The sequence below is a fragment of the Pedobacter montanisoli genome, assembly GCF_022809115.1.
Taxonomy (GTDB): Bacteria; Bacteroidota; Bacteroidia; order Sphingobacteriales; family Sphingobacteriaceae; genus Pedobacter; species Pedobacter montanisoli.
On the sequence record NZ_JALGBH010000002.1, the window covers coordinates 386,892 to 409,172 of the forward strand.

Consider the following 22,281-nt stretch of genomic DNA (forward strand, 5'->3'; position numbering starts at 1 on the left):
AATTTAATGATGCATTAAAGATACAAAAAACCGCTGTAAAATTGGCATCTTTGCACAAATTTTAAAGCAGATACACATGAACATAGCACAGCTTTTTGAACAGATCCAACAAAAGAAATCGTTTTTATGTATAGGGCTTGATCCGGTAATGGATAAATTGCCTAAGCATTTGTTAAAATACGAAGATCCTGTATTTGAGTTCAATAAGCAGATTATTGATGCTACGCATGATCTGTGTGTTGCCTATAAACCCAATACGGCTTTCTACGAAAGCCGAGGTGTAAAAGGATGGAACACGCTGGTGAAGACCTGGCAACATTTCCCCGAACATATCTTTACCATTGCCGATGCAAAAAGAGGCGATATCGGTAATACATCGGCCATGTATGCAGAGGCCTTTTTTAATTGCGAAAGCTCTGATATGAGCTTTGATTCCATTACCGTAGCACCTTATATGGGTAAAGACTCGGTATCACCGTTTTTAAACCATCCCGATAAATGGGTCATATTATTGGCTTTAACTTCAAATCAGGGTAGTGAAGATTTTCAGGTAAAACAACTTGAAGATAAAAAGCTATACGAGCAGGTGATCTTAAGCTCGCAACAATGGGCAGATGTTAACCAATTGATGTATGTAGTGGGTGCAACCAAAGCCGATGAATTTAAGCATATACGCAGTCTGGCCCCAGATCATTTCTTATTGGTTCCGGGTGTTGGGGCACAGGGCGGCAGTTTAAGTGCCGTTTGTGAATATGGTTTGAACAAGCATTGCGGCTTGCTGGTAAACTCGGCCAGAAATATTATTTATGCAAGTAACGGCGAAGATTTTGCCGAAAAAGCCCATGCTGCAGCTTTAGAACTGCAACAAGAAATGGAACAGATCTTAAAAGCAGCCAATTTAATATGAGCGAAGGAAAAGATCTGAAACTAATTGTTGCGCTTTTTGCGGTAGCTATAGTGTGGGGCACTACCTATCTGGGCATTCGTGTGGCCGTACATACCATACCACCTTGGTTTGTGGCAGGTTTACGCCAATTATTGGCTTCGGGTATATTGCTGAGCATTTTATTGTATAAAAAGGAATTGAAATGGATAGGATGGGGGCATTTAGGCCGACAGGTTATTTTATCCAGTTTAATGATTGTAATGGCCAATGGGCTTACAACGGTAGCGGAGCAAACCATACCCAGTGGCTTAACCTCTCTGCTCAATGCCTTATCGCCAATTGTGGTGTTTTTGGGCAGTATTCTTGTAGGCTTGCAAAAACCTAGTTTAAAAGGTTTTATAGGTGTTGGCGTTGGTTTTAGCGGTGTGGCCTTTATTTTTAGAGATGGCTTTACCGCACTCTTGGAGCCGAGTTATAAAATAGGGATATTTTTTCTTGCCTTAGCTATTTTAGGTTGGGCTTGTGGTACCATTTATGCTAAGAAATATGCCCATAAAAGTCAGAACATCTATTTAGATCTTTTTTACCAATTTCTGTTTTCGGCAGTGGTACAATTGATTTTTGCTTTTGTATTTTCTAAAGAGATCGAACCGCATAAATGGACTGGTGCAAGCATGGCAGCAGTAGCCTATTTAGGTGTTTTTGGTTCTATAGTAGGCTATTTCTGCTACAACTATGCGCTAAAAAGAGTAAGTGCTATACAGGTGTCTATTCTTTCTTATTTTAATACAGTTATTGCCATATTTTTGGGTTGGCTGATCTTAGATGAAAAGATTACTGTTGATCTGCTGATTGCTACGGTGCTGATCATATTGGGTGTGTTTATTGTCAATTACAAAAAACGAGAAGTTTTAAAAGCAACTGACTAAGCAAGTTTTAGCAAAACTTCTTGAAACGAGAAATATTTGCTAAATTCAGCTATGAAGCTCTCAGAAGATTTTTTGCACTTTGTATGGCAATTTAGGCTATACGCTACCGAAAGCTTGCAAACCTGCTGCAAACAATCTTTGCGCATACTGCAATGTGGTACGCTTAATAAAAATGCCGGGCCCGATTTCCTCAATGCCAAATTGATCATTGGCGAAACCACCTGGGCGGGAAATATAGAAATTCACATCAAATCTTCAGATTGGTACGAGCATAAGCATTATTTAGATAAGGCATACGACAACGTAATTTTGCACGTGGTTTATTTTGATGATCAACCCGTAAAACGTACAGATGGTACACTGATCCCAACACTTGAACTGCATCAACTTATAGAGCCAGGCTTATTGTTAAGGTATGAGGCTTTGCTGGGAAACATGAGCGATTTCCCTTGTCAACCACAAATAGGCAAGATTGATTCTTATGTAATAGAAGGTTTTTTATCCAGAACTTTAGTTGAGCGTTTAATTGCCAAATCAGAAGAGGTATTTCATAAACTGCAAAACCTGAAAGGAAACTGGGATGAAACCTTTTATCAGTTTCTTGCCAAGAACTTTGGCTTTAAAGTAAATGCCATACCTATGGAAATGCTAGCACAAAGTTTGCCTCAGCAAATTTTTGCCAAACATAAAAATCAACCTTTTCAGATTGAGGCTTTGCTGTTTGGACAAGCAGGTTTTTTACAGCAATCGTTTAAAGATGAATATCCAAATGCTTTAAAAAAAGAATATGATTATTTAAGGCAAAAGTACCAGTTAAATCCTATAGAACCCTCTGTATGGAAGTTTATGCGCATGCGCCCGCAAAATTTTCCAACTTTAAGGTTGGCACAATTTGCTGCTTTGGTGATTAAATCTAATCATTTGTTCTCTAAGGTGCTGGCTGCTAAAAATCACCGTGAACTGATTGAGCTCTTTGAAAATTTGCCTGTAAATCCATTCTGGAGCACGCATTATCATTTTAATAAAGAGACCCAAAAAGCAGAACTGCAATTGGGTAGAGAAAGTATCCATATTCTTTTAATTAACACGGTAAGCGTTTTTCTTTTTGCTTATAGCAGGGCCATGCAATTGCAGAATTACCAGACCAGGGCATTGAAACTGCTCGAAAATATAAGTGCCGAAAAAAATGCGGTGATTAAATTGTACGCAAATGCAAAAGTGAACGTTAAGAACGCGTACCATTCGCAAGCGATATTGCAATTGAAAAAAAATTACTGCAATGAAAAAAAATGCTTAAATTGTGGTATCGGAATTAAAATACTAAAGCATTAAAATGTTCCAACGTATCGTTACTTTTTTTGAAAAAGGGAGTTTTGGCGTATCAGAATACTTAGCCGGCAAATTGAATATGAGTACAGCTAAAGTACGTCTTTTCTTTATTTACTCTTCCTTTCTAGCTGTCGGTTTCCCTATTTTGTTCTATATCCTGGCGGCCATTGTATTGGATATCAGGCGTTATATGAAACGGATCAGGTTGAAGATTTGGGAATAGATTGGTTAGTTGGTTAATCGTTGGTTTACCATCTTTCGGACTTCGGGCTCTTGTCTTCTGACATCAGACTTCGGTCTTCTGACCTTCTCTTTCAATCTCCAACTTCATAATTAATATGTTTTTCACTCATTGCCGTTGGGCTAGTCCTTTCTCCTTGATGAGAAAGTACCAAAGAATCAAGGCTGTATTGCCTTCCTTGCATCACAGGGGTAAAACTTCAGGGCGAAATCAGTATGCCCGCCTTTACGCAAAGCCCTACTCTGGGGCTGACTAATTTCTTGTTTTATGTTGATTTGTAGGGTGGTGCAAAAGTTTTACCATGCGCTGCGGCGGAATCCAATAAGGCCATTGGGTGCAAGGTATGAGTTGATTGGTCATTAGTCATTGGTTTTTCGTCTTTCGGACTTCGGACTCCCAACTTTCCACTTTGGACTTCCAACTTCGGACATCGGACTTCCGGACTCTCAACTTCCGTCTTCCGGACTCTCAACTAATCATCATCCATTAAAATCTCTGCAATCTCTTTAAAACCTTTTTCGGCAGCCAGATCAGCGGGGAGTTTACCATCATCGGTACGCAGACTCACTTCTGCACCTTTTTCCAATAAGGCAATAATCATTTCAATATTACCATGCTGTGCGGCAAAATGTAAGGGCGCAATACCCGATTTCTGGCATACATTAGGATAAGCACCTGCATTTAATAAAGCTGCAGCTAAGCCATAATTGTTGTTGTTTACGGCCGAGTGTAAAGGGAAAACATGGTAACCATTTTTACTGGCCAGATTTACATCTGCACCTTTAAGCAATAAGAATTTCGCGATTTCTTCGTGGTCAAAATAGCAGGCCAAACCAAGCGGTGTAAAACCATCTACAGAATAAGCATTGATCAGTTCAGGATTTTTAAATACCAATAGCGTAACATCATCAAACTTGCCGATGGCACAAGCATCAAACAAACTTAAATGAGGCATAAACTCTGCAATGACTAAAGCTATATCTGTTTTTTTGTAATAGCAGGCCAGCATTAAGGGCGAAGTATGATGAGAGGTTTCCTTTACTGCAAGTTCTGGCGTTTGGCTTAATAACGCAATAATATCTTCGGTTTGCCCGTTTTCAATTAAGCTTTCCAGAGGAGAAGTACCCATTTCTTGGTTCGTGGTTTTGGTTCTAAAGTAAAATAACGAAATAAAAAAGGAATATTAAAAACAAAATTGATGTGAAAACAAAAAAACAGGCATATTGATTTTTGCTTATGAACTATTTTCATTCATTTTTTATTAATTTGTTGGTATAAGATATATGGGTTAATTAATGTGGATTTAAGATAAAATATGGATTTAGGAATTGTTATGCTCTTGTTCCTGTCGCTTCGCAGACATACTTTTCCTGTAGCTGAAAAGTATGGAAAACCGAACAAAGTGAGCTCATTTATGCCGATAAAATAATATATACTAATAAATAAAAGCCACGGCTGCGCCTGATGCTTTTAAAGGCAGTAAAAGAGCAAAATGTTGCTATCCGCATCAGCCAAAGCCGGTTTTAGCAGAACGGAGAGGCTCTACGTAGGCTTGAGCTATCGTGAAAGTAAAAAAGTAAGAGCCCGTGGTGGCGAGCTCATCACTTAAACAAATTTGAGAACAGTAATAACCTGAACTCATCTTAATTAGCAAAACAGCATAAACAAACCAGCATATCTTTGTTATATTTGTTGATTATTAATTTTTAATCTTTACGATGTCGTTAAGAGGAAATCAATTTAGAGCCAATTCTTTTAAGCAAAATTCCGAATCGCCTAAAAACAGCGATAAAAGCAAACCTGGCAAGGCGCCAAAAACACGTGGCGAAATTTTGCCGCGTTTTGATCTGGCCGATGGAAGGTTTGTAAAGATCATAGGCCTGCTTTTTATCATTATTTCTTTATACTTTTTAATTGCTTTTACATCCTATTTATTTACCTGGCAGGAAGACCAGAGCTATGTAATAGATGCCAATGGCGGATGGAGCAATCTGTTTAAAACAGCAGAAGAATTAAAAACCAGCGGTGTTACCGATCCGATTGTACAAAACTGGCTGGGTAAAATAGGAGCCCTGTTGTCGCACCAGTTTATTTATAAATGGTTTGGTGTGGCTTCTTTCCTGTTTGTGCTGGTTTTCTTTGTGATAGGATACAGATTGCTTTTTAAAGTAAAGATTTTTGCAGTAGAAAAAACATTGGGTTACAGCTTTTTTTTCCTCTTGTTTATTTCGCTGGCTTTTGGTTTCGGACATGCTTTTTTTGCCAAAACCCCACATTTTTTAGAAGGAGAGTTTGGCTACTGGTCTAACAAATTGCTTACAGCCCAGATAGGGCAGGCGGGTGTTGGTGGTTTGTTGATCTTTTTAGGACTTACCATTCTCATTATTGCTTATAATATAGACTTTAAATTACCGCATAGAGAACCTAAACCAGAACCTTTATCTCCTGGTTTTGAACCCGAGGTACCTGAAAATGTCTCTTTATTTGAAGAAGAAAAATCTGAGCCTGTTGAGTTTAGCCTGAACGATCGTTATGGGGCGAACAAGCAGAAACAAGATCAGAACATTGTTTTAACACCAAACCGTTTTGATCAGAAACAGGAAACAGAAGAACTGCCCCCTGTGGTAGCGACACCTTTGGCCGCTAACGTAATCTTAACACCAGATGTAACTTCGGTAGCCCCCGTTAAACCGGTAGTAGAAGTTGGAAACATGGAGGTGGTGCAACCTAATCCTGATCCAGCTTTTACGGTAGAAAAAACAGAAGAAGAAGTAAAGGCTAATGAACTGGTAGAGCAGTTTGGCAATTATGACCCTACCTTAGATTTATCTAACTATAAATATCCGCATTTAGACCTGTTAGAAAACTACGGATCCAATAAGATCTCTGTAAATGCAGACGAACTGGAGGCCAATAAGAACAAGATTGTAGAAACCCTTAACCATTACAATATTGAAATTGATAAGATTAAGGCAACTATTGGTCCTACTGTAACTTTATATGAGATTATACCGGCGCCCGGTGTGCGTATTTCTAAGATTAAAAATCTGGAAGATGACATTGCACTTAGTCTGGCTGCTTTAGGTATCCGTATTATAGCACCTATGCCGGGTAAAGGAACCATTGGTATAGAAGTACCCAATTCACATCCTGAAATGGTAGCGATGCGAAGCGTATTGGCTACAGAGAAATTTCAGCAGAATAACATGGATTTGCCTATTGCTTTGGGTAAAACCATTAGCAATGAAGTCTATATTGCCGATTTAGCTAAGATGCCCCATTTGCTGGTAGCAGGTGCAACCGGACAAGGTAAATCGGTGGGGATCAACTCTATCCTGGTTTCTTTACTGTACAAAAAACACCCTTCGCAGTTAAAATTTGTACTGGTAGATCCTAAAAAAGTAGAATTAACTCTGTTCAATAAAATAGAACGCCACTTTTTAGCAAAACTACCGGGCGGCGACGATGCCATTATTACCGATACCAAAAAAGTAATCAATACCTTGAATTCTTTGTGTATAGAAATGGATCAGCGCTATGATCTGTTAAAAGATGCACAGGTAAGAAATTTAAGAGAGTATAATGATAAATTTATTAAGCGTAAGCTAAACCCTAATAACGGACACCGTTTTCTGCCTTACATAGTTTTAGTGGTAGATGAGTTTGCCGATCTGATCATGACTGCAGGTAAAGAGGTTGAAACACCTATTGCACGTTTAGCTCAGTTGGCACGTGCTATCGGTATCCATTTGGTACTGGCTACACAAAGACCTTCTGTAAACGTAATTACGGGTACAATCAAGGCCAATTTCCCTGCCAGGCTGGCATTTAGGGTATTGAGTAAGATCGATTCGCGTACCATTTTAGATACAGGTGGTGCAGATCAGTTAATAGGAAGAGGAGATATGCTCCTCGCCAGCGGTAGCGACCTGATCAGGCTACAATGTGCTTTTGTTGACACGCCAGAAGTTGATCGTATTTCTGAGTTTATAGGTCAGCAGAGAGGTTATCCGGATGCCTATCTGTTACCTGAATACATAGACGAAAGCAGCGAAGGATCCATGAAAGAATTTGATCCTGATGACCGGGATCCATTGTTTGAAGAAGCGGCGCAACTGATTGTAAACCACCAGCAAGGCTCTACTTCTTTGATACAGCGTAAAATGAAATTAGGTTACAACCGTGCGGGCAGAATCATAGATCAGCTAGAAGCTGCAGGTGTGGTTGGTCCTTTTGAAGGGAGTAAAGCCAGGGAAGTTTTAATCCCAGATCTGTATGCTTTGGAACAATTCTTGAACAACCTTAACAATAAGTAATTTTTAACACGAAAAAACACAACATGAAAAGAATAATAACTGCTCTTACTTTTATAGCTATCAGTTGCTTAAGTATAAATGTTTTTGCACAAAAAGATCCGGCAGCAAATGCCATTTTAACTAAGGTTAGTCAGAAATACCGTTCACTAAAATCAATAAAAGCCAATTTCTCTTTAACATTGAATGCGGCAAATGGTAAAGTAATGGATGTAAAAAACGGTGTGCTGTATGCTATACCGGGTACCAATAAATTTAAGGTAGATCTGGGCGATCAGCAGATCATGAGCGATGGTAAAACACAATGGACTTACATTAAATCATCTAACGAGGTTCAGGTTTCAAATGTTGATCCAAGCAGCGATGCGATTAACCCTTCCAAATTGTTTACCATTTACGAAAAAGGATTTAAGTACATTTATGCTGGTGATACCAAATCAAAATCAGGTAATTTATCTACCATTGAGCTAACACCAGAGAAAAATGATGCTAAGATCTTTAAGATCAAATTGTACATTAAAAAAAGCAACGATATTGCAAAAGCAGAAATGTTTGAGAAAAGCGGGGTGCGTTATACCTATAACGTAAGTTCATCTGAATTGAACAAGCCCATATCAAATGATATGTTTACCTTCGATGCCAAAAAATACAAAGGCGTTGAAGTAGTTGATCTACGATAAAACAAGAAAAGAGCTGCCTTAAAAGTAGGTCGTCACCCTGAATTTATTTTCAGGGTCTTCTTGTAAAGGTATTACAAAATGTTTCAGATTCTGAAACAACTTGTCCCGAATTCAATCGGGAAGTTCAGAATGATGAATTTCAAGACTTTTGAGGCTTCCATTTTTTATTTGTTTATAATTTTATAATATTGTTGCTTGCTTCAGGTAAAAAGCAATATTGGTAGAAATCCTTTTTATGGTTCATTTAGATAAATAAGCATTTTGAAAGTTACTTTTTTAGGCACAGGTACATCACAGGGCGTTCCGGTAATCGGGTGCGATTGTGAGATATGCAGGTCTGAAAATAAATTAGACAAAAGGCTAAGGGTATCTGTGCTGATTGAAACTAAGGATAAGCGTATGGTTATTGACAGTGGTCCTGATTTCAGGTACCAGATGCTCAGAGCCAAAGTTACCGATCTGGATGCGATTTTGTTTACGCATGAACATAAAGACCATGTAGCAGGGCTAGACGACATCAGGCCGTTCAATTACCTGCGCAAAAAAGTTATTGATGTTTATGCTACCCATCGGGTACAGCAGGCTTTAAAAAGAGAATTCTCTTATATCTTTTCAGATACGATTTATCCCGGTATCCCGCAAATTAACCTGCATACCATAGATAAAGACCCTTTTTATGTGGGTGTAAATAAAATTATTCCCATAGAGGTGATGCATTACAAGCTCCCGATATTAGGGTTTAGGTTAGGCGACTTTACTTACATTACCGATGCCAAAACCATTGAAGATGCAGAGATCGAAAAGATCAAAGGCTCTAAAATAGTCGTACTAAATGCTTTGCAGAAAGATTCGCATATCTCTCATTTTACCCTGGATGAGGCCGTAAGCATGGCCCAGAAAATAGGGGCAGACATGACCTATCTTACGCACATCAGTCATAACATGGGTTTGCACACAGCAATAGAAAAAGAACTCCCTGCCAACATTAGATTGGCTTATGACGGGCTTTCTTTTGAATGTTAAAAATGGATAATCAATACCATAGGTACATTCCTCAGTCTTTTCTGCCCTTACCGATAAATCGGTATAAGCTATGTCGAGCATAGGCACTCCATTTTTTCGTTTTTTCTATTTTTTCAACGGTTCTCAAGAAACGCTTCGCTTTTTTGAACGACCAAAATGGAGGAAAAGTCGCCGACTGCGCTCTTTGCTTTAAAGTTAATGCTAGCGCAATTGTTCTACCTCCGCAAAGACCAAGGTCGGTTTTTGAGTGAATTTAATGGGCTTTACTAGGGCTTTGACATGTTGCAAAACTAAAAATCTAAAACCTCAATTAAATAGGTTAATATGCGCTACTTATCTATTTCGGTGTAGCTACTTCTTCATGGTTAGCATGACGTTGGGGAATTGGCATGAGCTCTATTTAGATACTATCCTTGTCACATTGAGCTTGTCGAAATGTGGTTAATATTGATTTAAGTACCTAGGTGTCAGGCTGTCTCGATAGCGATCGGGATTGTCGAAACCCTTTCTTTGACAGCAAAATATAACGTTAATCATCAGAATAATCTAATCTATTCAGGTTTAAAAACCACACTACCACAATAAGTACTCATGGCAATAGCTTGTCTGTCTTCAGCAATAAAAGAAATCCAGGTATGAAAAGTTTTTCCCTTATCTAATTCAGTAAGTTTAACGCTTTCTTGTTGCCTCGATCTTTTGGCTCCACTGGTTTCATAGCGGGCAATGCCATCCTCTACATTATAAAGCATGAGCATAACCTGATCATGCGCCCTTACGTAATTGCCTTCTATATTATTTGCCCAGCTAAAATGCACACCCACATCGTTTACCATTAATTGCACATCTATGGCGCCTGGCAAATTGCCATAGGTTAAACATACTTTAGGATAATCTATTTCGCGATTGGCCTGTTGCGCATTTAACATGTTGTAAGATTTGGCTACGTTGTGCGCACTCATCATCCGCTTCTTAGATTCCATATTAAAACCTATCTGCACAAAACCCACAATAGGCTTAAGAAACTGTTGCATAAGGCTAAATTTAGATCTGCATACGTTTTGACGGGCACTGCCTATTTTGTTCTTTAAAGAAGGTGTACGCTTAGCCCTGATTACCCATTTGCCATACAGATAGTAACCGCTTACCGTACCTACCGTTCCGGTAAACCCACCATTTATTCCATTTTTGATAATAGCCATAATGTTTGTGTTTTACCCCTATCATATATTAAGTTACTGATTAAAAAGTAAATAAGCTATTTAATAGAGTTGTTATACGGGTTTTATTCAGATACAATTGTCATAAGCCCGACTAAAATCTGATATAAATTCGTTTAAACTCCGTCAAAACGAACTCAATACATACTTTTATATAAAACACTGATAAGCTGTGTTCAGCATGTTTTTGAAGATTTTCTTTCGTTTAATTTGCTGGATGGTATTTAAGGATTTACTGTGAGCGCTAACCTTAATTTATATATTGCAGTTTTGTTTGCTAACTTCTTGTTGAGCGCTATGGTTTTGCACACAAGTTGTGTGTACCAATCGAGGGTTAGGGGAAAAACTAAAATATGGGTGTCTTCTTGAGCTTGTCGAAAGACCATATTTTAGTTTTTAACCACCGTAAATAATCTTCTACAACCTCATTTGGTGCAAGTCTTGTGTTTGTGGAAACTTATTTTATTTATTATCTAAGCCCAAATCGTATTTACTAATTCCGTTGCTGTAAGACTTGAGCTAAAAAAGCACACGCGACACGCGTGCGCCAGCGAGCGCATATTAAGAGGAAGAGCAAGATTTACTTAAGGAATTTAAGGGACTATCCTCAAATGGCAGCTAAACTGATAGAAAAAATAATTTAACAAACCAATTTTTTCAATTCAAATGATATCTTTGCAGCATTAGATACCCGGGTGGCGAAATTGGTAGACGCACCATCTTGAGGGGGTGGCGCTGGCAACAGCGTGGCAGTTCGAATCTGCTTCCGGGTACAAAAGCCGAAGTTAATTTTAACTTCGGCTTTGTTGCTTTACAACTTTTTGTTGAGCACTATGGTTTTGCACACGCGGCACTCGTACGCCAGCGAGGGGCACTTTTAAGAATTCAGGACGGGCAACCATTCTTTTTTTTGTTTTAAATCATCTTAACTTGCTGCTAAGTTTATATTGTTGCAAAACAGCATAACTTTTTCAACCAACAGAATAAACGTATTGAAAAACTTGAAAAACAACGAAAGAATAATAAACCTAATTATATCACAATGAAAAAACTTATTACAACAGCACTGGCAACGATGGTTGCTATCTATGGATATGCACAAAATACATATCCTTTTCCACAGAATGGGAATATTGGCATAGGGACAACAAATCCCCAAAGCGCACTTGATGTAGTTGGAGAAATAAGATCAACTAACGCCAGCTCAAACCTTTATTGGGCTTATATGAAAGCTAATTGGGCTGAAAATAATGCATTTGAATTAGGATTGAGTGGACACAAGATTCTAACAAGCGATAACTATTATTATGGTTCAGCATTAAATTTTTGGACTGCAGATACCAAGAAAATGACTATTAGTTCAAGTGGGAATGTGGGTATTGGAACGACAACTCCAGGTGCTAAGCAGGAAATATTTCTAGCAGATGGAGGGGTAAATCAATTTAGACTTAATACTGGATTTACTGGGGGCAACTACATAGATATAAATCCTTTTATAAAAGATGTGAATAACGGAGGATTTTCTATCTCCCAAAATGGAAGTGTCAGATTTGTAATTGATAATTCTGGGAATGGAAACGTAGGTATAGGAACAACAACGCCAGATTCAAAACTTACTGTAGCTGGTAAGATTCACTCTCAAGAAGTAAAAGTAAGCATAGCTGCCGGTGCAGATTTCGTATTCCAAAAAGATTATAAACTTACTCCTCTTGCAGATGTAGCAGCATTTATTTCAACTAACAAACACCTGCCGCAAATAGCTTCAGCCGATGAAATGAAAAGGAATGGCTTAGAATTGGGAGAAATGAATATAAAATTACTTCAAAAAATCGAGGAGCTGACCCTTTACTTGATTGAGATTAAGGAGGAATTAAATGCATTGAAAGCTCAGAAGGATAAGTCTCAGCCAGCAGTAAAATTTTGATAGGAAATCATCCGTGCTGGTGCACGTGTGCATTATAGGAATACTGCTCTACAGCACCTAACATTTTAGTCTTTTTCATAAAAAAATATTTTGAATTGCTAATATTTTTAGCAAATTTGAAGCTTAATTTTTTAGAGATGATCAGACCCTTAGACCCTTTGCGCAACGAGGTACTGGATACCTTAGATGATCCGGGCAGAACATCGGGCTTTGTAAGTCCGGCAGAAGATTATATACAGCGTAGGCTGCATGTTGCCAATATGATTGTTGGCGATCCTACCAATACTTTTTACTTTAAGGTAGATAATGACCAGATGAGCTTTTTCCATATCTTAAAAGGAGCCATTGCCGTGGTAGATAAATCCCTGCCCGTAATGCACGGCTCAATTATCGTTTGCTGTTTGGATGGCGAGTGGCTGATCAGGAAGCTGTGCAGACGCAACGAACGGAACTACCTTTGCATGAGTAACAGCTTTGAAAGCTGTATTGAAACGAGCGGCCGACAGCTGGATATTTTTGGAACTGTTTCATGGGTTTGCATGCCCACAAGATGATATGGTGGGGTTAATTGATTGCAATAATTTTTATGCAAGCTGCGAGCGGCTTTTTAAACCGCAGTACAGGCAGGTGCCCATTGTGGTGCTGAGCAATAACGACGGCTGTGTAATTGCCCGTAGCGAAGAGGCCAAACAATTGGGCATACCCATGACCGCCCCTTATTTTCAATGGAAACCTTTTCTTGAAGCCCACAAGGTGGCTGTCTTTAGTTCGCACTATGAACTCTATGGCGATATCAGTGCAAGGGTAATGACCAACATTGCCAGGTTTTCGCCCAATATGGAAGTTTACAGCATTGATGAATGCTTTATAGGTCTTACAGGATTTGATCATCTTGAGGGCTATGTCGAGAACCTGCGCAATACCGTGATCCATAACACGGGCATTCCTATATCCATAGGGGTAGGACCCACAAAGGTACTGGCAAAGGTAGCCAACAAACTGGCCAAGAAAGCACAGGGACATCTGGTTTTGCAAAGGCCTGAACAAATTGAAAAAGCGCTTTCGGGCTTTCCTATAGAAGCAGTTTGGGGCATAGGTTACAAGCATGCCCAGAGGCTCAAAAAAATAGGCGTAAATACGGCAAAAGATTTCAGGCAGTTGCCCATTAACTGGGTACAGAAAAACATGTCGGTGGTAGGCGTACGCCTGTGGAGGGAGTTATGGGGGCAACCTTGTTTACCGATCAAGATGATAGGCGACCCCAAAAAAGGACTGAGCACCAGTAGGGGTTTTGGCAGAACAACCGATGATTATGAAGAACTGAAAGAAGCCACCTCATCTTATACCGCACGGTTGGCACAAAAGCTCCGTCGCGAAAAACTATGCTGTACGGTATTGTCGGTACGCTTGCTTACCAATCGTTTTGCAGATAAGGAAAAACAGGTCTATCCGCAGATTACCATTCCTGTACATACAGCGGCCAATAATACGCCCCAACTGGTTAAACATACTTTATGGGGCTTGGAGCAGATATTTCTTAAAGGCTATCGCTATCAAAAAGTAGAAGTATCGGCTTTTGGGCTAATTCCCGAAGAAGAAGTGCAATTTAGTTTATTCAATACCTATGATGGCGACCGTCTCAACCGCATCAGTTCGCTGATGGACAAGTTGAACACCCATTACGGAGCAGGTGCATTGCGCCTATGCTCAGAAGGGCATAACCCCAAATGGAACCTGCGCAGGGATTTTCTAAGCCCTAATTATACTACCGACTGGAAGGAGATTATAAAAGTGGGTTAAGTACACAATACCGCGTGTGCAGTAGAAAAGCTTAGAAAATAAAATGTAAACGTACTGCCATTACCTATTGAGGAAAGTTTTTTTGTAATTTTAATTGAGCTATTTAAAATAAAACAGTAACCAAAACAAAATGATAACCAACACATCTAACCTAAAATTGAGAAGAACAACAATTGCCGATCTGGACACGCTGTTTCAGTTTCAGCTTGATAAAGAAGCAGGTTTTTTAGCGGCCTTTATGCCAAAAGACCCTACAGATAAAACAGCTTATTTAACAAAATACACGAAATTATTGAGCGAGCCAACTGTAAACAATCAGACCATTGTGCTTGACAATACGATTGTAGGTAGTATTGCAAAATTTGTAATGGAGGGCGATACGGAAATTACTTATTGGCTGGACAGGAAATTTTGGGGACAGGGAATTGCAACTCTGGCACTTAAAAAATTTCTTGATCTTGAAAGCACAAGACCCATTTTTGGCCGGGTTGCGTTTGACAATTTTGGTTCGCAAAAAGTCTTGGAAAAATGTGGTTTTGTGAAGATTGGCTCAGACAAAGGTTTTGCAAATGCAAGGCAAACAGAAATAGAAGAATTCATTTACAAACTTGACCATTAGAAGCAATTGAATATACAAGAACAGATCAAAGCCTATATTAACAGTCAGCCCGAACCCAAACGAGCCGAAATAGAAACCTTGCATCAACGCATATTGCAGGTATTGCCCAAAGCTAAGCTCTGGTTTTTAGATGGTAAAGATGATCAGGGCAAAACGGTTTCTAATCCACAGATAGGCTACGGGCTTCAAACCGTAAAATATGCTAACGGAAAAACCAAAGCGTTTTACCAAATAGGTATGAGTGGCAATACAGCCGGAATATCAGTTTATATAATGGGACTTGATGATAAGAAGTATTTACCCGAAACTTACGGTAAAACCATAGGTAAGGCGAGTGTAACCAGCTATTGCATCAAGTTCACTACCTTAAAAGACATCCATATCGATGTACTTGAAGCGGCAATACTTGATGGGGTTAAGCAGAGCACCTAACATCTGTTCTTATGCTTATTTTTTCTATTGAAAAAGCATAACTGTCTTAATTACGCTCATATTCACTTATTTTTTGGGCTAAAAAAGACCCGAAAAACATACAAATCATTAAAATTTCGCATATTTTACAATTTTTTGGGTAAAAACTACAAAAGATTTATTTGGTAGGAGTTTGATTAATTGATAACTTGAGGTTGTAACCCAAACTAAACTAATACCCTCAATGACTAAACTCACGCTTTCGGGCCAAAAAAGAGGCAGCCTCTTTTTAGCCCTTCTTGTAATACTTGCCATCATCTCCTGTAAAAAGGACCTGTTTGACCAGAGCAGAAAAGAACACAGTAATCCTGAACTTGTCAAAAGAAATGCGGAGTACCGGAAAGGTCCGCAAATGGAGAAGGTGAGCTTCAATGCTTTCAAAACAAAAACAGATCTTAATGTTCTGGGCAGCGTAGGCAAAATGCTCACAACAGCTAACCCAAAGGCCAAAACCATGGCCGTCAATACACCCGAAACTTATGAGGGCCTCCAGATCAATACAGACAGTGTAACCATTGTTAAAAACGGAGATCGTACCAGCTATATATTCAGTATTAAACTGTCCAATCCCAGGGCTATCGTTTTCCAGAACCTAACGGTAGATGTATCGCCTGAAAGAACGCTCACTTTCATCAATACCTATGCACCAACACAAAAGTGGATTGCCAAATGGCGTACCGGAAACGCCGGAGAATTTGAAGGCGATATCAGCGTAACTTACCTTAAATCGGCCTCGACAGCTTTGCCGGGCACAGGCTCTACATCACCTAGTGGTGAGCTTAATAAAAATTCAACAACCAAAACCTTGGGCGGAGCTGTTAAGCCCGGCACATCCGGTAAAACCAGTATGGTCTATCAGGATTGCTACACTACCACTTATTATTACATAGTAGCATATCAATGTACCGGTGATGGGCACTGGCCGGGAGAAGAATGTAATATGGACGGTGATAATCGTGCTGGCTGGCGTGTATCATCCAAAGACATTACCGATTGCTATGAATATGATGATGGTATCGGCTCAGGTGGTGGTTCAGGAGGCGGGTCTGGCGGTGGCGGTGGAACTTCTCCAACAACCCCGCCAGATTATGATCCATGCGATACCACACAACCGCCAACAGGCCCTTTGAGTGTACACAGTGGCGCAACGGGTACCAAACTGATGGTACACCAAAACCCAGATTGTAATCCAACTCCGCCTCCGGTATTACCAAGCCAGGCGCAGCAGTTGATTACTTTATTACAGATCACCAATGTTAGACTGATCAATTTCTTGAACAACCCTGTAAACGGCGGACTTGTAATGGAAATCAGCGATTATATGACTAACAGTAAAAATTCTGTGTACAGCTATGAATATTCACGCTGGGCAATAGGGTTTTTAGAGCAAAACCCCGACTTTGATTATAGCATGATGTTTAGTAATACTGAATTTTTAGACCTGGATTATCCTCCTGCCTATGCCAATGAAGAAGCATTAATCAATAATGATATAGAGCTATCAGAGATACCGGCAAATGCACCTCAAAACCAGAACAGGATAATTGGTGGAGCACCTAAAAGACATGGCGATAATCCTGAAGATCTGCAGTATGGAACAAATGGCAATACAAAAGGTATTTTAGGCTCAATGATCGGCAAAACGGATGAACAGTTATTTAACTCTATGCGCAATCTGTTGTGGCAAACTTCTGTGTTGAGTCCTGATCTGCGAACGGTAACTAGCCTAGCTGCTGATCGTTTTCAAAGCAATATAGGTGGTGTATTTGAAAACGCAGTACTCACCGATGCAGTGAAAAGATCGGTGCAGTTTCAGAATTTTTTGAAAAGATTTGGAGAGGAATTGAGTAAAGAATTAACTCGTACAGGCGGAAACATAAACCAAATAGAAGAAATTAAATCCAATACTTTTAGGCCAAGGTTTAACGGATTATGGAATAAGTTTGGAGGTTTACAAATATTAATCAATGACACAGAAGCTCATGAGATTAAGCTATTAAATTTCAGTACCTACGGAGGGGTATTATGGACAGCAGACATAGAAGTAACCCTTTACGATAATTTCGGTTTAGACAAACATGATGCTTTAACTTATCAGGGTAAACACGCTGGCTTTGCGGCATGGTGGTTATTGCAGCACACCAGAGGCTACAAACCATTTCAAACCAAATTTGTAATTAAAACAAGAATTGAAGGTAGATATTAAAAAAACTATGAAAAATTATTTAAAATCATTAATAATTATTACAATGATACTCGTTTCATCTTGTAAGCAAAAGTCATTAGAGTTTATCAAGCTGGATCAATTTTCAAAAATTGATACCATGCAAGATAATGGCAGGCAATATTATTATAAGACCGATTGCTATATTGTTTCCAACTACAAAGATAACCTGAACAATGAACGAACTGTTGATAGTTTTGCCTATAAAAACAGAGCTAAAGATTTAGCTAAATATTCAAGTTATGAGATTGTTATTTACAAAAGTTCTGATAAAACAAACTTAAAAAACCTTAAACAAAACCCAAATGATTTTGACGGTTATACCTTTGATAACGATATGACCTATGTATATAGATGGGGCGGTGGAACATTTAGTAGTAAGACAAAATATAAAGGTAGAGAAACCGTAGAAGCCCAAGAAATGATACGAGAAGATTAAGGCCAAAATTTAATGAAAGCCTTTCTAAAAACCTTTGTTTTTCTGCTGCTCACACTGGTGTTTGCATGCAAGGAGAAATCTTTAACTTTTTCAAAGTTAGATCAGTTTTCAAAAATAGACACCGTAAAAGAAGGCAATGAGGTGACCTATTTTAAAACAGACTGCTATATCGTTTATAACTATAAGGATAATCTAAATAATGAAAGAACTGTTGATAGTTTTGCATACAAAAACCGGGCAGCAGATTTAGGAAAATATATGGGTTACACCATTATGATGACAAACATTCTGATAGAACCGATATTGATAATTTGAAAATTAATCCCAAAGATTTTGATTATTATACTTTTAATAACGATCAAATTTTCATGTATATGTGGGGACAAGGGAAATGGGCTGGTAAATTTAAATTTAATGGAAGAGAAATGACCAGCGGAGAAGAAATGATACGAGAAGATTAAGAGCAAAATCTAATGAAAACACATTATAAACCCCTTTTGATTATTATATCAGGATTTATTCTTTCCTGCAAGCAAAAGCCATTAGAGTTTATCAAGCTGGATCAATTCTCAAAAATTGATACCATACAACAGAATGGAAGATCATTTATTATGAAGCAGTTGAATTTTATTGTAAAAGATTACAGTAATAGCCAAGAAGCAAAAAAAGCCATTGATGCGTTTGTCATGGAACAAGTTAAAAATAGCGAAAAAGGTATTACTTATTTACTGGTGTTTTACAAATATTCGGAAATAACAAATGTGAGCCATTTAAAAGCCTATCCTAGAGACATCGATCGGTACTCCCAAGATAACGATATGATTTTTACTTATAGGTGGCTAGATGGAAAATTGGAAAGCAAAACGGTAATAGACAATGGTACTATCATTAGTCCGAGGTAAATGTTTTAGAGGAGCGTGAAAGGTTCTGTAACTCGTTCCTTTGTACAGAAATAGTTGATTTAAACCGCCATTCGATAAAAGTGGCGGTTTAAAAGCGGGAGGCGAAGAATTTGAAGACTATTATAGATATCATCAAATGGTAAATTCTCTGATACGATGGAGTTAAAACATTGCCTTTCGTTCTAATAATGAGTATAATTGAGGTACACACATTAATGAAATGATGATGAAAAGAATGCTTTTTACCACAATGACCTTAGCGGCAATAATGGTCTTATTAGCAAAATTTACTTTTGCCCAAAGCTCCAATACCGAAAAAACACCAGATGATAGATATTCTTACGCCTACATATCTGTTGAAGGAAAAGCACTCTCTAAAAAACTGAAAGTACAGGTAGATTTAGGAGATACTCCCGAACAGATTGAAAAAGGTAAAACATACTCTGAGCATCTAACAAATAAAAAATCATATGCGGCCGTGCTTAACTATATGATAGAAAATCAATTTGAGCTTGTTAACACGCTTGGATTAAATTCTTCATATAAAGGAACAGGAGAAACTTCGGGTATTATCTTTATCATGAAGAAAAAGAGTTCATATCATGAAAATAAAGGTAGGTAATGCTATCTTTTGTTCATACTTTGGCAAACACTGTAAATGCTAGCACAATTTTATTCTTTTTGTACAACTGTAATTGTCATTTTAGCAATAGACTACTATAGTTATTTTCATTTAAGTAAGCTGAAGTTTTTACAGGCTAAAAGAAAATTCTTCAAATACCTATGGTGGTCTACATCCATTTTAAGCCTATGTCTTATATTTGTGAGTATTTTCTTTAAGCTTCCATTTTGGACAGAGGCATACCTAACTTTTTTACCGTTAAGCCTGATCATTGCCAAGCTCTTTTGTTTACCCTTTTTGCTTTTAAAAGATATTCTGTATGTTTTTAAAAAGCTTGTAAAGCCTAAAACGAAAGAAGAACCCATTAACGAAAAACAAGAAGCTGATCTGTCGCGGTCAGAATTTCTATTAAAAACGGGAATACTTGTAGCATCTGTGCCCCTGATGGCTTTAACAGGCGGTTTTATTTCGGGTGCGTACGATTATCAAGTAAGACATCAAAAGCTAAGATTACCACACCTTCCAAATGCATTTAACGGTCTTAAAATAGCACAGATTTCAGACATACATTCGGGCAGTTTCTATAATAAGGTTGCAGTATCTGGGGGAGTAGATTTGTTGCTTGCCGAAAAGCCAGACCTGATTTTCTTTACAGGCGATCTTGTAAATGATTTTGCCGCAGAGGCTACCGACTATTTAGACATTTTCTCTAGGGTTAAAGCCCCCTTAGGCGTATTCTCCATTTTAGGGAATCATGATTATGGCGATTACCATTTCAAAAGGAAACATTTCTTTACCACAAACCCTATCTCAAAAGAACAAAATTTATCAGATGTAAAAGCCATACACCGAAGTTTAGGCTGGCAGCTTTTATTGAACGAATCACGTGAGCTGGTGGTTGATGGTGAAAAGATCTACATTATAGGCGTTGAAAATTGGGGTGTTGAAAGTCCGTTTAAGTATGGTAATATGGAAATGGCAATGAAAGATGTAAAGGATAAATCGGTCTTAAAACTGCTGCTATCTCATGATCCATCGCATTGGCGAGGCGAAATATTGCCCTTATACCCTGAAATAGACATGATGTTTAGTGGTCATACTCATGGCGGACAATTTGGAGTAAGAAAAGCAAAATATCAATGGAGCCCGATTGAATATAAATATAGTGAATGGGCAGGGCTATACACTGAGAAAAATCAAATGTTATATGTAAATGCAGGCTATGGATTTCTGGGCTACCCCGGGCGGGTTGGAATTTTACCTGAGATAACGATCTTCGAATTGTCTAACGGAAATTCGTAATGAAGCATATGTAAACAAAATACTCCCTTGCAGGAGCAAAACAGATGCTTATACTAATAAAGATTACGGTTAATTTAAGTAGGTCATAATCTAATTATTCGTTTCTCCGCCATTAATCATATCAGATACAATTCCTTTTTTATTTTTTCTTTCAGCAAAATAAACGCCGCCAACATGCAGTACAATAAAGCCAAGAATAGGGTACATGCAAAATCCATGAATTTCTTTTAGTGAATGGCTCAAAGATCTGGAAATTCTAAGACTATCGTCAAAAGCAACACTCAAACCCGTAACAACCATGATGAGCAAAAGGGTATAAAAAACAAGATACAACAGCTTAATGCCCAGCTCATACCTTGCTGTGCTTTTAAACGCCTGGTTTGATGAGTATGTTTTTAAAGCATCTAGAAATTTGTGAATGACCCTCTGATTTTTATCTGCCCTGATTTCTACAACAATTCTGTAAAGGAAAAGTGCAGCCAGTACATAGCCAAAGTAAATATGTATGCCCCAAACCTGGTCTTCCAGACCATGAACAAGAGCTCTAGCCTGTTCTGGTGATACATTTGCACCTGCATCAGTAAGTTCTTTTTGCACAAAATCTCTGGCAGATCCGCCATCAAATAAGGTCGAATTGATCAGTACGGTTACCAGCGAACCTAAAATAACAAGTGTATTGCCCCAATGCCAGAAACGTAGGGATGGAGAGTACTTTTGTTGGGCTTCTTTTTTCATATTGATATAAATGTAGAATTGAAAAATGAAGACATTCTGAAGTTGCTTTTGCATATATGTTGTTTTTTAAAATAGAAGAAAAGCTTTGTTTTTGATAGAAGAAAAAAGGTTTTCTCTTCAAAGAAAAAGTATTGCTATCCATATAATTTTGCTAACTTTATCTTAGACATATTAAAATTTCTACTAAAATGATGAAAAGAGCAGCATTATTCCTGATCATCTGCCTTAGCGCCTTTATGGTATCTGCGCAGAGTAAAGACGATATTTTAGGCAAATGGATCAACCCCTCAGGCGAAGGACAGATCGAGATATACAAAAGAGGTGACAAATATTTTGGTAAACTGGTATGGCTAAAAGAGCCCAATGATGAAACGGGCAAACCTAAAAAGGATGTAAAAAATCCCAAAGAGAATTTAAGGAACCAGAGTGTTTTAGGGCTTGAGATTTTAAAGGATTTCAGTTATGAAAACAATAAATGGACAGGGGGAGAGATCTACGATCCGAAATCGGGTAAAACCTATAGCTGTAATATGACCCTTAAAGATCATAATACCTTAAATATAAGAGGATATATCGGTGTTTCACTTTTAGGAAGAACTGAAAGCTGGAAGCGCGTCAAATAAAT

Annotated in this window: 23 protein-coding genes and 1 tRNA gene; 21 read left to right on the forward strand and 3 right to left on the reverse strand. The window is 38.3% G+C overall.

What is annotated here, in order from left to right; genetic code table 11:
* Positions 1–76: 76 nt before the first annotated feature.
* From pyrF to MMF97_RS09465, 4 genes are read left to right on the forward strand one after another with little or no spacing between them, the layout of a single operon-like run.
* The gene (gene pyrF, locus MMF97_RS09450) at positions 77–907 is read left to right on the forward strand and encodes an orotidine-5'-phosphate decarboxylase (RefSeq protein WP_243361841.1); all 831 of its coding nucleotides are present in this window, start codon (positions 77–79) and stop codon (positions 905–907) included.
* Entirely contained in the window at positions 904–1,815 is a 912-nt protein-coding gene (locus MMF97_RS09455; protein ID WP_243361843.1) for a DMT family transporter, read from the forward strand. Before pyrF ends, MMF97_RS09455 begins: the two co-directional genes overlap by 4 nt.
* A 51-nt stretch (positions 1,816–1,866) precedes the next feature.
* Positions 1,867–3,147 (forward strand): DUF2851 family protein, encoded by a 1,281-nt coding sequence (locus MMF97_RS09460; RefSeq protein ID WP_243361845.1) that lies wholly within the window; start codon positions 1,867–1,869, stop codon positions 3,145–3,147.
* A 1-nt stretch (position 3,148) separates the two neighbouring features.
* Positions 3,149–3,367, forward strand: coding sequence for a PspC domain-containing protein (locus MMF97_RS09465; RefSeq protein WP_243361847.1), 219 nt, complete (start codon positions 3,149–3,151; stop codon positions 3,365–3,367).
* 490 nt (positions 3,368–3,857) lie between these two features.
* Here the strand turns inward: MMF97_RS09465 and MMF97_RS09470 are convergent, their stop codons facing one another.
* Positions 3,858–4,514, reverse strand: coding sequence for an ankyrin repeat domain-containing protein (locus tag MMF97_RS09470; protein ID WP_243361848.1), 657 nt, complete (start codon positions 4,512–4,514; stop codon positions 3,858–3,860).
* 589 nt (positions 4,515–5,103) lie between these two features.
* On the opposite strand from MMF97_RS09470, the gene MMF97_RS09475 reads away from it, so the two are divergent.
* The 3 genes from MMF97_RS09475 (at position 5,104) to MMF97_RS09485 (ending at position 9,401) form a co-directional block, all read left to right on the forward strand.
* Positions 5,104–7,701 carry an FtsK/SpoIIIE family DNA translocase gene (locus MMF97_RS09475; RefSeq protein WP_243361851.1) on the forward strand — a complete coding sequence of 866 codons (2,598 nt, stop codon included), beginning with the start codon at positions 5,104–5,106 and terminating at the stop codon, positions 7,699–7,701.
* A gap of 23 nt (positions 7,702–7,724) precedes the next feature.
* A complete protein-coding gene (locus MMF97_RS09480; RefSeq protein WP_243361853.1) occupies positions 7,725–8,378 on the forward strand; it encodes a LolA family protein in 654 nt (217 codons plus the stop codon).
* A 261-nt stretch (positions 8,379–8,639) separates the two neighbouring features.
* Positions 8,640–9,401, forward strand: coding sequence for an MBL fold metallo-hydrolase (locus tag MMF97_RS09485; RefSeq protein WP_243361855.1), 762 nt, complete (start codon positions 8,640–8,642; stop codon positions 9,399–9,401).
* A 551-nt stretch (positions 9,402–9,952) separates the two neighbouring features.
* On the opposite strand, the gene MMF97_RS09490 is transcribed toward MMF97_RS09485, so the two are convergent.
* On the reverse strand, positions 9,953–10,600 hold the full coding sequence (locus MMF97_RS09490) for a DUF6266 family protein (RefSeq protein ID WP_243361857.1): 648 nt from the start codon (positions 10,598–10,600) through the stop codon (positions 9,953–9,955).
* A gap of 707 nt (positions 10,601–11,307) precedes the next feature.
* Here MMF97_RS09490 and MMF97_RS09495 point away from each other — a divergent pair.
* From MMF97_RS09495 to MMF97_RS09555, 13 genes are all read left to right on the forward strand, one after another.
* Positions 11,308–11,391 (forward strand) — tRNA-Leu (locus tag MMF97_RS09495).
* Between the two features lie 269 nt (positions 11,392–11,660).
* Positions 11,661–12,542, forward strand: coding sequence for a tail fiber protein (locus tag MMF97_RS09500; RefSeq protein WP_243361859.1), 882 nt, complete (start codon positions 11,661–11,663; stop codon positions 12,540–12,542).
* Positions 12,543–12,679: 137 nt separating this feature from the next.
* Positions 12,680–13,096, forward strand: a complete 417-nt coding sequence (locus MMF97_RS09505) for a LexA family protein (RefSeq protein WP_243361862.1) — start codon at positions 12,680–12,682, stop codon at positions 13,094–13,096.
* Between the two features lies 1 nt (position 13,097).
* Positions 13,098–14,342: a Y-family DNA polymerase gene (locus tag MMF97_RS09510; RefSeq protein WP_243361864.1), complete on the forward strand. Its 1,245-nt coding sequence runs from the start codon at positions 13,098–13,100 to the stop codon at positions 14,340–14,342.
* Between the two features lie 130 nt (positions 14,343–14,472).
* Positions 14,473–14,961, forward strand: a complete 489-nt coding sequence (locus MMF97_RS09515; protein WP_243361866.1) for a GNAT family N-acetyltransferase — start codon at positions 14,473–14,475, stop codon at positions 14,959–14,961.
* A gap of 6 nt (positions 14,962–14,967) precedes the next feature.
* Positions 14,968–15,393 (forward strand): DUF1801 domain-containing protein, encoded by a 426-nt coding sequence (locus MMF97_RS09520; protein ID WP_243361869.1) that lies wholly within the window; start codon positions 14,968–14,970, stop codon positions 15,391–15,393.
* A 223-nt stretch (positions 15,394–15,616) separates the two neighbouring features.
* A complete protein-coding gene (locus MMF97_RS09525; protein WP_243361871.1) occupies positions 15,617–17,638 on the forward strand; it encodes a DUF3289 family protein in 2,022 nt (673 codons plus the stop codon).
* A 43-nt stretch (positions 17,639–17,681) separates the two neighbouring features.
* Positions 17,682–18,095 (forward strand): hypothetical protein, encoded by a 414-nt coding sequence (locus tag MMF97_RS09530; protein WP_243361873.1) that lies wholly within the window; start codon positions 17,682–17,684, stop codon positions 18,093–18,095.
* Between the two features lie 12 nt (positions 18,096–18,107).
* Positions 18,108–18,410, forward strand: a complete 303-nt coding sequence (locus tag MMF97_RS09535) for a hypothetical protein (RefSeq protein ID WP_243361875.1) — start codon at positions 18,108–18,110, stop codon at positions 18,408–18,410.
* A complete protein-coding gene (locus MMF97_RS09540) occupies positions 18,407–18,556 on the forward strand; it encodes a hypothetical protein (protein ID WP_243361877.1) in 150 nt (49 codons plus the stop codon). Before MMF97_RS09535 ends, MMF97_RS09540 begins: the two co-directional genes overlap by 4 nt.
* Before the next feature lie 12 nt (positions 18,557–18,568).
* Positions 18,569–18,997, forward strand: a complete 429-nt coding sequence (locus tag MMF97_RS09545; protein WP_243361879.1) for a hypothetical protein — start codon at positions 18,569–18,571, stop codon at positions 18,995–18,997.
* A 220-nt stretch (positions 18,998–19,217) separates the two neighbouring features.
* On the forward strand, positions 19,218–19,619 hold the full coding sequence (locus tag MMF97_RS09550; protein WP_243361881.1) for a hypothetical protein: 402 nt from the start codon (positions 19,218–19,220) through the stop codon (positions 19,617–19,619).
* A 36-nt stretch (positions 19,620–19,655) separates the two neighbouring features.
* The gene (locus MMF97_RS09555) at positions 19,656–20,921 is read left to right on the forward strand and encodes a metallophosphoesterase (protein WP_243361883.1); all 1,266 of its coding nucleotides are present in this window, start codon (positions 19,656–19,658) and stop codon (positions 20,919–20,921) included.
* A 90-nt stretch (positions 20,922–21,011) separates the two neighbouring features.
* Here the strand turns inward: MMF97_RS09555 and MMF97_RS09560 are convergent, their stop codons facing one another.
* Entirely contained in the window at positions 21,012–21,710 is a 699-nt protein-coding gene (locus MMF97_RS09560; RefSeq protein ID WP_243361885.1) for a cytochrome b/b6 domain-containing protein, read from the reverse strand.
* Between the two features lie 137 nt (positions 21,711–21,847).
* On the opposite strand from MMF97_RS09560, the gene MMF97_RS09565 reads away from it, so the two are divergent.
* Entirely contained in the window at positions 21,848–22,279 is a 432-nt protein-coding gene (locus tag MMF97_RS09565) for a DUF2147 domain-containing protein (RefSeq protein WP_243363299.1), read from the forward strand.
* The last annotated feature ends 2 nt before the right edge of the window (positions 22,280–22,281 follow it).